Here is an 11845-nt window from a genome sequence, read left to right as displayed (position 1 = left end):
AAACACTTCTTGCAACAAAGAAGCAAAGTTATCGTCTAATATGTTCACGCTGACAACCTTGGAGCATCAGGTGCGTGAACGACAGATAAGCTATCGTTGAACCAACAAATAAAACCACAAGAATAATATAACAATAAGATTTAAAACAATTTTATTGCAGTCACATTCACTGTTTGATAGAAAAAGGGAAACGACTATGATTAATCGCGTCTTAGCACTCGCTCTACTGCTTATGCTGCCAACGGCACTTCATGCCGAAAACTACTCCATCGGAACTGGCGGCCAAAGCGGTATTTACTATCCCTTTGGTGGCGCCTTAGCCAAAGTATGGTCTGAACATGTTGACGATGTTAATGTGAAAGCCGAAGTCACCGCCGCCTCGGTAGAGAACACCATTAAAGTGGTTCGAGGCGATATGATTGCCGGCATCGCCATGGGCAATGTGGTTCTTGATGCCTACAAAGGTGAAGGTAAATTTAAGAGCGCTATGCCGGTCAATACCTTGTTTGCGCTGTATCCCAACCTAGTGCATGCCATCAGCCTCAAAAAATCGGGCATCACCTCACTAAACCAATTAAAAGGTAAGCGTATCTCGTTAGGGGCGCCAGCCAGTGGCACCGCCGTAACCTCTGCAGCATTGCTCGAATCGATGGGCATTGATATCAAAAACGATATCGATGCGGTTTATCTTAACTACTCAGAAACCACTAACGCCTTAGCCAATGGTCAAATCGATGCAGGCTTTATTGTCGGCGGCCAAGGGGTGGGCGCGGTAACCCAAGTGGCTCTGACCCATGATATCAATCTTATCCCGATCACTGATGAGCAAAGTGCGGCTTTCATGGCGCAATACCCAGCCTACAGCAGCTACACTATCCCTGAAAGTGTCTACAACAAGGTAGACGCCGTCCCCACATTAAGTGTGTGGAACGTATTGGTTGTGAGCGCTACGATGAGCGATGAAATGGCGTTTAACTTAACCAAAGCGGCATTCGAAAACATGGCCGAAGTACGTAAAGTGGTTAAAGTGGCCGAAGCGACTACACCTGAAAATGCGTTTCGCCTAAAGGGAGTGCCACTGCACCCTGGCGCGCAGCAATATTTCGATTCAATTGCTAAGGATGCCAGCGCGAAGTAAACCGCAGAGCATCACTGAGCTGATGCACCGCGCATTTACCCCGCGAAACTGATGTATCTAACATTGGCATCACTGACAAAGGCAACTACACAGTTGCCTTTGTCAGCTTATATCAGTAGCCAGTAACATGATTTTCAGGCTAAGCCGCGGCGGAGCCGTCAACATTCCCGTTTGATAAAGGATTTTTTATGAGTGCAGTTGAACACAATGCATCTGCCGATCGAAGTAACTCACCTCTCGTGAACGATAGACAGATGCCATTTGAGCGCATTGTGACACTCTTTGGCTATGGGATCCTCGCCATTGCTGTCGCACTCTCGGCATTTCAGATCTGGCAAGGCATTACCTCGACAATATCGGCCACCTACTTTCGCCCTATCCACCTCACCTGGGTGTTGGTGCTGATTTTTTTACATTACCCACTGATTGCTAACCGCTATAGCAAGCTCTATCTCCCAGGGCGTGCAATCGATCTCGTGCTGTGCGCTGCCACCGTCTTTGCCGGTTATCGTCTGTGGATATTTGATTACAACGATATCGATCATCTACTGTATGGCTTGGGCAGCGCCGATCTTATTGCGGGCTGCGCCTTGCTGGGATTATTGATGGAGGGCTGTCGCCGCACAGTAGGCCCTGTCATGGTATTGATAGCACTGCTCTTTCTCAGTTATAGCGCTTTTGGGGATATGCTACCTGGCGCGTTAGCGACTAAGGCCTATTCGTTACAAGAGCTGATCCAGTTTCAGATTTACTCCGCCAATGGCGTGTTCGGCTCCGCCTTAGGGATCGCCGCCACCACAGTGTTTATCTTTGTGTTGTTTGGCGCGTTTTTAGAGGTGACAGGCGCCGGTAAGTTTTTTATCGATCTGGCTTTTTCGATTGCCGGTAAATACCGCGGTGGCCCGGCAAAAGCCGCGGTGTTAGCATCAGCTGGGTTAGGCTCCATTTCAGGTTCGGCCATCGCCAATACTGTTACCACAGGTTCGGTCACGATTCCCATGATGAAAAAGCTCGGCTATACCCCGGAGCAATCAGCGGGGATTGAGGCCGCAGCCTCCACCGGTGGGCAAATCATGCCTCCTATCATGGGCGCTGGCGCCTTTGTTATGGCGCAGTTTACTGGCGTGCCTTACAGCGACATCATGTTAGCCTCGATAGCACCAGCCATCTTGTACTTTTTCTGTACCTTGCTCTATGTGCATCTGATGGCCTGTAAGCTCAACTTGCAGGCTCAAAGCCGCACCGAAGCGGTGATCACCGTCATGAAAGATGGCGCCCATCACCTTATCCCTTTAGTGCTGATCACAGTGCTGCTGATGCTGGCGTATTCACCGCTACTGGTGGGCGTGGCAGGCTGCGCGGCAATCTTATTAACCGCAGGGCTGCGTAAACATAGCCGCATCGGCTTACGAAAATTTATCTCAGGCATGAAAAACGGAGCGCTATTGGCGCTACCGATTTCGGTGGCTTGTGGCGCGGCGGGGATCATAGTAGGCGTTGTCGGCCAAACCGGTATTGGCTTGCAGTTTACCCAGTTTGTGATGGATTTTTCTGGTGGCTATATGTTGGTAGCGCTAGGGCTGGTCAGCATTGTGGCCTTAGTGCTGGGGATGGGCTTACCGGTAACGGCAGCTTATATCGTACTAGCCGTAATGGCCGTGCCCATGCTGGGTGACTTTGGTTTACCGCTATTGACCGCCCACTTGATTGTATTTTGGCTGTCGCAAACCTCCAATGTCACCCCGCCTATCGCATTGGCGGCCTTCGCTGGCGCCGGTGTGGCAAACGCCAACCCAATGAAGTCGTCGGTAGAAGCGTTTAAGTTAGCCGGCGGCCTGTTTATCATCCCCATCATGATGGCTTATACCGATCTGCTTAATCCCGATGTTAGCTGGCTAGGCTTTCTATTTGCGATAGCACAAACCAGCACCATCATAGTCGCATTGGCTATCGCTATCGAAGGCTATATGTTGCGCAGGCTGACCCTAATAGAGCGATTAGTGGCCCTGTTCATCGTTCCCTTAGTACTCTTTAATCCATTTAATTTAGGTATAGCTGGTGTCGCAGCATTACTGGTATTGCTAACCATACAGTGGCAAAGCCGCGATGTGATTGAGCGTTCTGATAATCACTAGGTGCCTATGCTTAGCGCGACAAGGCTGTCGTCAGCCAGCCTTGTCGCGATACCTACCTACGCCACAATAATCTGCTTCAATAGCTTTCCCATGATAAGTACCGATTTAGGTAGTCGGCTCATGATTAAGGCATCATACTGAAAGTTAACCTACTATCACCAATCATCCGCCACACTTAAGGGGTTTGCCATGTTGGTTACATTTAAGACAAAGTACTATTCAGATATCACCATGTTTGGCGATGTTGCGACCCATTTATTACAAATGATGGGCCACAGCACCACAGTGCCCGGCGCAATTTTGGCCGCTGACGTACCTGTTGCATTACAAAAATTATCGGCCGCCGTGACGGCACTGCCAGCCGCTACCGAAGCGACTCGCGCGCAGCACGATGCCGATAAGGAGCAAGATGAAGATGCCCCAGATGTCAGCCTGCGTCACCGCGCCTTGCCGCTTATCGAATTACTCAAGGCGGCGCAAGCATCCCAAGACAACGTCATGTGGGAGTAACACCTTAAATCGGCTCGCAACGGGCCAATTCGGTTAGCAGCATTTCACGCCCCTCACTCTGTACATGGGATAAAAAGGCCTGCGCTATCGCCGAGGGCCGTTTCGATTTTAGCCACAAAAAATACCAGTTGGAGTTGATAGGCAAAGATTTCACCCGCAACTGTGCCAGCCCCATATGGCCACCAAACGTGAGGGTGTGGGCCGATAAGATACTCACTCCTAAACCAGACATCACCGAATGTTTAATGGCTTCGTTACTCTCAATGGTCATCTTCACATTGAGCTTAACGCCCTGTTGATTCATGAAATTTTCAATAGCTAAACGGGTACCTGAGCCGTTCTCACGCATTAAAAAAGGCGCATCACATAATTGAGCTAACGACACCTCAGCCTGCTGCACCAGCGGGTGTTGCTCATGGGCTATGGCAACCAACGGGTTATTAAAAAACTCGATACTCTCGGTATTTAGATCGCCCGGAGGATGACTAAACACATAAAAATCATCAATACCTTGTTTAAGGCGTTCGATGATCTGCTGACGGTTGCCCACATTTAATTGCACGCTGACATTGGGGTAACGCTCACAGAAGGGGCCTAATAAGTGTGGAATAAAATATTTAGCCGTAGTCACCACCGCCAAGCGAAGTGTTCCCGACTTTAACTCCCCCATGTCAGACAATGACATCTCTAAACGAGAAAAACTGTCTAATACCTCGGTGGCAGTTTTCACCACCTCTAACCCTGCTTCGGTAAACACCACTTTTCTGCCCACGATGTTATACAAGGCCAGCCCGATTACATCGGCCAGTTTTTTTAATTGCATCGAGATTGTCGGCTGAGTCAGGTGTAATTGCTGCGCGGCGCCACTGACGCTGCCGCTATCATATACCGCTAACAAAATTTCCATCTGCCGCAGCGTGCCTAAATGGGCTTGTAATCTGAGTGACATGATTGCCCCTTGTATAGATTTTTATCTATATATTAACCAATAAATATCTATTTTTATATATAACCTATTTTTGGCAAGATCACCGCATAAATTTAGTCGCCGAAATCTATCGGCTGCAAAACAAGCGAGGATGGGATGAAACAGATCATTGAGCAGATACATCAGGACCGCGCGCTGTTATTTAGTTTACTCGTTGCCACAGGAGTGGGCGCACTTGGCGGTGTAGCTAGCATGCAGGGTCACAATGGTGGCGGACTGCTCCTGTCTGCAGGCGCGGTTTTCACCCTGTGCACTGTCACTCTTTTCAATCGACTCACTTCATCATCGCGCCTCCAACGTCAGCCTCTGACATCAACAACGCAGGTCAACATCACATCTGACTTAAGCAGACGCTAATATGCAACTCGACATTACTATCGCTTTTTTCATCTTAGGAGCGTTAGCCACATTGTTAAAATCCAATGTGCAATTTCCTAAGGCACTCTATCAAACTCTGACCCTGTTTTTATTAATCGCCATCGGCCTAAAAGGTGGCGTAGCGCTAGCCAAACATGGCTCTAGCGCACTATTACCCCAGTCGATGTGGGTCATCGCAATGGGATTAATATTACCCCTTATCGCCTTTCCCATTTTACGCTTTATCGGCCAGCTTAATCGCGCCGATAGCGCCTCGATTGCGGCCCATTATGGCTCGGTGAGCATTGGTACCTATGCGGTCGCGGTGGCATTTTTAGAATCGCAAAATATCAGTTATGAAGCCTATTTCCCGCTGTTTGTGGTGTTACTGGAGATCCCAGCGATTGCCGTCGGGATCGCCCTTGCCCAAGAAAAAGGCCAGCAGGTAAAGTGGCGCGTGTTACTGCATGAAGTGTTTTGTAATCAAAGCTTAATCCTACTTGTGGGGGCGCTGGTTATTGGCTACTGGGGCGCCGACCGAATAGGCTCTATCACGCCGCTGTTCTTTGACCTGTTCCATGGTGTCTTGGCGCTGTTCTTATTAGAGATGGGGATGATGGCGGCCAGTCGAATTCAGGCGCTAAAACAGATGGGCAGCTTTATTCTGGCATTTGGCGTGGCCATGCCCTTAATTGGCGGCTTTATCGGCTGTTTACTGGGGCTCTATTTAGGGCTGTCCAATGGCGGCGCTATCTTATTGGCCACCTTAGGCGCCAGCGCATCTTATATTGCGGTGCCTGCGGCGATGCGCGTTGCCATTCCCCAGGCCGACCATAGCCTGTCTGTCACCTACTCGTTAGCGATCACCTTCCCGTTCAACGTATTGGTTGGCATCCCCACTTACGCACTATTTACACATTGGTTAACAACTTAAGAGGCAGCAATGACACAAGCTAAAGTCGCCATAATTATGGGCTCACAGAGTGATTGGCCCACCATGAAAAATGCAACCTCAGTGCTCGATGCACTAAAGATAAGCTATCACACTCAAGTGGTATCGGCGCATCGTACCCCTGAGCGTCTGGTCGAATTTAGCCATAATGCGGCTAAAGAGGGCATAGAGGTGATCATTGCCGGCGCTGGCGGCGCCGCACATCTACCCGGCATGACTGCCGCGATGACCCACCTGCCCGTAATTGCGGTGCCGGTGTCGAGCAAATCCTTAAAAGGGATGGACAGTTTACTGTCTATCGTGCAAATGCCTAAAGGTGTTGCAGTGGCCACCCAAGCCATTGGCGAGTCGGGTGCCTTTAATGCCGGCCTGATGGCAGCGCAAATATTGGCATTAGGTGATAGCGCTTTAACTCAGCGGCTTATCGATTGGAGAGCCTCACAAACTGCCAGCGTGCCACTGGAGGTAGAATAATGCGTATTGGCATTATTGGCTGCGGTCAATTAGCCCGCATGCTGGCACTGGCTGGGCTCCCTCTGGGGCTCAAGTTTAGCTTTGTGGCCGATACAGGCAGCGATACCGATTTAAGCTGCGTTGAAGGTTTAGGACTGATTGCGCCATGGCAAGCGGGCGATAACCTTGCAGACCTTTATGATGCCTTAGGTCAGCCAGATGCTTTCACGGTAGAAAAGGAGCAGGTCGACCTTAACTTACTGCAAGGCTTAGCCGCTTTTTGCCGTATCGCGCCGAGCGTCAATAGCGTTGCCCATTGCAAAAGCCGTATCGAGGAAAAACAGCTGCTAGCCCGACTGCAGCTCCCCAGTGCACCTTTTTGCTACGGTATCGACTTAGACCAAAGCGCTAAAGAGATTGGTCTGCCCATGGTGCTTAAATCCCTACATGACGGGTATGACGGCAAAAACCAGTGGCTAGTCAAAGAGGATAAACAACTAGCACAGCTTGTTGCCAGCCCACCCCAAACGGATTATCTGGCAGAGCAGTGGATAGCGTTTGACCGGGAAGTGTCGCTTATCGGTGTGCGCAGCACGACAGGCGAAACCCGGTTTTACCCGCTAACCGACAATGTGCACCATCAAGGGATCTTAGTGCGCTCCATCGCCCCAGCTCAGGGGATAACGCCTATGATGCAACAAACCGCCGAAGATTATATGCGGGCGATTTTTGACGCCCTGCCCTATGTGGGCGTGCTCGCCATGGAGTTATTTGTGGTGGGAGATAAACTACTGGTTAACGAGCTGGCGCCTAGAGTGCATAACAGCGGCCACTGGACACAGCTGGGCGCCATGACCTGTCAATTTGAAAACCACCTCAGGGCGATAGCCGGTCTGCCGCTAGGGGCTACGCAAGCTCAAGGCGCTACGGCAATGCTCAATTTACTGGGCACAGCTGCAGCGCCAAGGGAGGCGCTTACCGCCAATGCCAGTTTGCACTGGTATAACAAGACGCCGCAACCTCAACGCAAAGTGGGCCATATCAACATTAATGCCTACGACCATGCGCAATTACAGCAGCAGATCGCACAAGTTGAAGCTAGCCTACCCCGTTAGCGCCACTCGTCAGACAAAGGCGCTTTAGGGCTGTCGCTCAATCACACTTAATGCTGTGGTTGGGCGCCATTTCGGACAATATCTTTACCCGTATCAAACACCTCTTGGGTTACCCAACGGGCAAGCAATAACTTGTGGTTATTGCCAAACACCGCCACAAAGGGACGACCGTCGGCATTATTGGTCGCCATGCCAATCCCAACGACCCCTTCTAAACCTAACCCCCCCTGCTCAACAGCGGCAATAAAGCGGCGTAATTCGGCTAAATTATCGATCACATCGTGTTCATTATTCATCTATTCACTACTCTTGTCGTCACAACTGACCTGCATTGGCTCAAATGGAGCTGAGGTTCAGTCTGTATCTGTATCACTTTGAGCGGCGTACTTTACCGTAAAGTGGGGGACAATGTGAACTCTCAGTATTGCGCTATCATCATTGGCTAAGGCAGCAGATATTCTATTGCGGCCGTTTATCCGCCACTTATAACTAATACTTGGGATCGATAGCCAAGTGTTATAACTAAAAATAACCTTTAGGGGTTTAACTGAGATTAAACATCCCGATATTAAGCAGTATCACGCCAGTAAAACCAAGGAAATCACATGACACAAGAGTATACGCCCCCTAAAGTATGGACAATGGATAAAGAAAGTGGCGGCAAATGGGCCAGTATTAATCGCCCCGATTCTGGCGCCAGACACCAACAAGCTTTGCCAGTAGGCAAGCACCCTTTGCAACTGCATTCTCTAGCCACCCCTAACGGCCAAAAAGTCACTATCTTGTTAGAAGAACTCTTGGCTAAAGGTGTTAGCGCCGCCGAATACGATGCCTACACCATAGATATTGGCGAGGGCGAGCAATTCTCATCAGGCTTTGTCGCCATCAACCCCAATTCGAAAATTCCTGCCCTCGTCGATAACTCAGGTGATAAGCCGATAAGAGTGTTTGAGTCGGGCGCCATCTTGCTTTATTTAGCCGACAAATTTGGCCACTTTATCCCTAAAGATCACGCAGCCCGCACTGAAACACTCAATTGGTTATTTTGGCTACAAGGCTCGGCGCCTTACTTGGGTGGCGGGTTCGGCCATTTCTATGCCTATGCGCCTGAAGCGATTGAGTACCCCATCAATCGCTTCACCATGGAAGTGAAACGCCAATTAGACGTGCTAGATAAACAGTTAGCCAACAACACCTACATTGCAGGCGATGAATACAGCATTGCCGATATGGCCATTTGGACTTGGTACGGCAACTTAGTGCTTGGCCATTTATATGACGCCGCCGAATTCTTAGCGGTAGACTCTTATACTCATGTCGTTCGCTGGGCCAACAATATCGCCGCCAGATCCGCAGTGCAGCGCGGTCGTATCGTCAACCGCACATGGGGGGAAACGTGGGAGCAACTCCATGAGCGCCACAGCGCCAGCGATATAGACCAAGTACTAAGTCTGCGCCCTTAGGCTAACGTCGCGTGGTTACGCCATGAATCGGTGGCTCGTAAGTTAAAACACATCATTAAAAAAGCGAGCCTTAGGCTCGCTTTTTTGGGGTCAAGCATCAACATCTGTTAACGCAGTTAATAGCGCCGGCCCATGCATAGACTCGTGGTTAGGCCCATGATTAAAGTCCAGCTTTGGCTTTACGGGCTTGATGCAGTTTCTTATAACTTTCAATCAATCGCAGGTGTGGCTCTATGCCTTCAAGCTGCATACTGGTTTGGGTTAAACCAGAGAAACGTATGTCACCGTTGACCGAGCCAACCACTTGCTCCATCACGGCTTCACCAAACATTCTGTTGAAGTTCTGGATGAAATGTTCAAGCGCCAACGCTTCGTCTAAAGTCACTTCCAATACCGCATTAACCGCTTGATAGAACAAGCCACGCTCAACCGTATTATCGTTAAACTGCAAGAAGTCGCCTACCAGCTCCAGCGCCTCATCATGAGCACCGAGTGCAAGATAGATAAGGATTTTAAGCTCAATAATCGTTAGCTGGCCCCACACGGTATTTTCATCGAACACGATGCCAATCAGGGTGCGAATATCTGTGTAGTTATCGAGCTGACTCTCTTCAAAACGATTGACTAAATCAACCAGCTCATCATCACTCAAGGTATGCAGGTTTAAGATATCTTCACGGTAATCCAGCGCTTTGTTGGTATTATCCCAAATCAAATCTTCGACAGGATAAACCTCTGAGTAATCTGGCACTAAAATACGGCAAGCCGATGCGCCAAGTTGATCAAACTCAGCCACATACACCTCTTTACCTAAGGTGTCTAAGATGCCAAACAGCCCTTTGGCTTCCTCTTCGTTGGTGCCAGAGAAATCCCACTCGCAGAATTCAAAGTCATGCTTGCTGCTAAAGAAGCGCCACGAGATCACCCCAGTCGAGTCGATAAAGTGCTCGACAAAGTTTTCTGGCTCACTCACCGCCATGCTGTTAAAGGTCGGCTTAGGCACATCGTTAAGGCCTTCGAAGCTGCGACCTTGTAATAGCTCAGTTAAACTGCGCTCTAAGGCCACTTCGAAACTCGGATGCGCGCCGAATGACGCAAATACGCCGCCAGTTTTCGGGTTCATCAAGGTGACACACATCACCGGGAACTGACCGCCTAATGAGGCATCTTTCACCACCACAGGGAAGCCTTGCTCCTCTAGCCCCTTGATGCCAGCAAGGATACTTGGGTACTTTTCTAACACCTGCATAGGCACATCGGGTAGGACAATTTCTTGCTCGATAATTTGACGCTTAACCGCACGCTCAAAAATCTCTGATAAGCACTGCACTTCGGCTTCTTGCAGGTTGTTACCCGCGCTCATACCGTTACTTAAAAACAGGTTTTCGATTAAATTCGACGGGAAATAAACCGTCTCGCCATCGGAGCGACGCGTATAGGGAATGGTGCAGATGCCGCGTTCAATGTTGCCTGAGTTGGTATCGATAAGATGCGACCCACACAGCTCATCATCTGGATTGTAAATGTCTAAACAATAGTCATCGAGCAGGCCAGCAGGCAGCGCATCGTCATCGGTGAGCGCAAACCATTTCTCGTTGGGATAATGCACAAACTCGCTGTTGGCGATATCCAAACCGAAGAACTGGTCGTTATAGAAAAAGTTACAGTTTAGGCGCTCAATAAATTCACCCAATGCAGAGCATAATGCGCTCTCTTTGGTCGCCCCTTTACCATTGGTAAAGCACATGGGCGAGGCTGCATCACGAATATGCAACGACCACACATTGGGTACGATATTGCGCCATGATGAGATTTCAATCTTCATTCCAAGATCGGCCAACATGCCAGTCATATTGGCAATGGTTTGCTCAAGCGGCAGATCTTTACCCAAAATATAGGTACTCGCTTCGCCATCGGGCTGGCCCATCAACATGGCATTAGCATCGGCGTCGAGATTCTCAACCGTTTCGATTTTGAACTCGGGGCCGGTTTGCACCACTTTTTTCACGGTGCAACGATCGATTGAGCGTAAGATACCTTGGCGATCTTTGTCGGAGATATCATCTGGCAGCTCAACCTGAATTTGAAAAATTTGGTTGTAGCGATCTTCAGGATCCACAATATTGTTTTGTGACAGGCGAATATTGTCGGTGGGAATGTCACGCGCCTTACAATACACCTTAACGAAATAGGCCGCGCAAAGGGCTGACGAAGCTAAGAAATAATCAAAAGGACTAGGGGCAGAACCATCACCTTTGTAACGGATCGGTTGATCGGCGGTAACGGTAAAATCGTCAAACTTGGCTTCAAGTCTGAGATTGTCGAGAAAATTAACTTTGATTTCCATTGAATATATCCAGTGTCGTGCGCGGCCAAGCGGCCAAAAAACTTACATTGAGGTGAATTATCGGTGTTTTTGACCCATTAGTCTTGGGTTAATTACCAAAAAGCCCATTAAGTGAGTTAGCTCTCTGGCAATACAGCGGCTTGGGGCGTGGTTAAAGGTTACGCTCAGATTCGCGCTTCACCAGTAAAAAGGTGAGGTACATTTTGGTGGGCAGCGACAACACCATGCCGATAGCGACACATATCGCACTGATAATAATGCCATTAACGCCCATGGCCTCTATTGTCTCGCTAAAGTTATGTAAATAAACCCCTACACCAATAAGGCTAATGCCGAGCATAATGCAGCACTTGAGTAACAAGATAAGCTTCTCATCTGACATAACTT

Annotated in this window: 12 protein-coding genes; 8 read left to right on the top strand and 4 right to left on the bottom strand. The window is 49.2% G+C overall.

Translation table 11 applies throughout. The annotated features are described in order from the left end of the window. Positions 1-196: 196 nt before the first annotated feature. The 3 genes from AC5YB1_RS05755 (at position 197) to AC5YB1_RS05745 (ending at position 3783) form a co-directional block, all read left to right on the top strand. Positions 197-1138, top strand: a complete 942-nt coding sequence (locus AC5YB1_RS05755; RefSeq protein ID WP_494521078.1) for a TAXI family TRAP transporter solute-binding subunit — start codon at positions 197-199, stop codon at positions 1136-1138. A 188-nt stretch (positions 1139-1326) separates the two neighbouring features. Next, positions 1327-3273 (top strand): TRAP transporter permease, encoded by a 1947-nt coding sequence (locus tag AC5YB1_RS05750; RefSeq protein ID WP_494521077.1) that lies wholly within the window; start codon positions 1327-1329, stop codon positions 3271-3273. A 189-nt stretch (positions 3274-3462) separates the two neighbouring features. After that, positions 3463-3783, top strand: coding sequence for a DUF1840 domain-containing protein (locus tag AC5YB1_RS05745; protein ID WP_494521076.1), 321 nt, complete (start codon positions 3463-3465; stop codon positions 3781-3783). Positions 3784-3787: 4 nt separating this feature from the next. Here the strand turns inward: AC5YB1_RS05745 and AC5YB1_RS05740 are convergent, their stop codons facing one another. Beyond that, positions 3788-4732, bottom strand: a complete 945-nt coding sequence (locus AC5YB1_RS05740; RefSeq protein WP_494521075.1) for a LysR family transcriptional regulator — start codon at positions 4730-4732, stop codon at positions 3788-3790. Positions 4733-4867: 135 nt separating this feature from the next. Between AC5YB1_RS05740 and AC5YB1_RS05735 the strand changes: the two genes are divergently transcribed. From AC5YB1_RS05735 to AC5YB1_RS05720, 4 genes are read left to right on the top strand one after another with little or no spacing between them, the layout of a single operon-like run. Next, positions 4868-5128, top strand: a complete 261-nt coding sequence (locus tag AC5YB1_RS05735; protein WP_494521074.1) for a hypothetical protein — start codon at positions 4868-4870, stop codon at positions 5126-5128. 1 nt (position 5129) lies between these two features. Then, complete coding sequence (locus AC5YB1_RS05730; RefSeq protein WP_494521073.1) at positions 5130-6062, top strand: sodium-dependent bicarbonate transport family permease; 933 nt, start codon at positions 5130-5132, stop codon at positions 6060-6062. 9 nt (positions 6063-6071) lie between these two features. Continuing rightward, a complete protein-coding gene (gene purE / locus AC5YB1_RS05725; RefSeq protein ID WP_494521072.1) occupies positions 6072-6554 on the top strand; it encodes a 5-(carboxyamino)imidazole ribonucleotide mutase in 483 nt (160 codons plus the stop codon). Further along, the gene (locus AC5YB1_RS05720) at positions 6554-7648 is read left to right on the top strand and encodes a 5-(carboxyamino)imidazole ribonucleotide synthase (RefSeq protein WP_494521071.1); all 1095 of its coding nucleotides are present in this window, start codon (positions 6554-6556) and stop codon (positions 7646-7648) included. The genes purE and AC5YB1_RS05720 overlap by 1 nt, the downstream gene beginning before the upstream one ends. Positions 7649-7695: 47 nt before the next feature. Here the strand turns inward: AC5YB1_RS05720 and AC5YB1_RS05715 are convergent, their stop codons facing one another. After that, positions 7696-7944, bottom strand: a complete 249-nt coding sequence (locus AC5YB1_RS05715) for a hypothetical protein (RefSeq protein WP_475514669.1) — start codon at positions 7942-7944, stop codon at positions 7696-7698. A 309-nt stretch (positions 7945-8253) separates the two neighbouring features. Between AC5YB1_RS05715 and yghU the strand changes: the two genes are divergently transcribed. After that, the gene (yghU, locus tag AC5YB1_RS05710) at positions 8254-9111 is read left to right on the top strand and encodes a glutathione-dependent disulfide-bond oxidoreductase (protein WP_494521070.1); all 858 of its coding nucleotides are present in this window, start codon (positions 8254-8256) and stop codon (positions 9109-9111) included. Between the two features lie 160 nt (positions 9112-9271). Here the strand turns inward: yghU and AC5YB1_RS05705 are convergent, their stop codons facing one another. Together AC5YB1_RS05705 and AC5YB1_RS05700 are read right to left on the bottom strand one after the other, a co-directional pair. Continuing rightward, complete coding sequence (locus AC5YB1_RS05705) at positions 9272-11458, bottom strand: OsmC domain/YcaO domain-containing protein (RefSeq protein WP_494521069.1); 2187 nt, start codon at positions 11456-11458, stop codon at positions 9272-9274. A 151-nt stretch (positions 11459-11609) separates the two neighbouring features. Beyond that, entirely contained in the window at positions 11610-11840 is a 231-nt protein-coding gene (locus AC5YB1_RS05700; RefSeq protein WP_494521068.1) for a hypothetical protein, read from the bottom strand. Between the last annotated feature and the right edge of the window lie 5 nt (positions 11841-11845).

Source organism: Shewanella sp. 433, from assembly GCF_059338565.1.
Note: the sequence above shows the minus strand (reverse complement) of the source record. Positions and strands in the feature narration are given on the sequence as shown.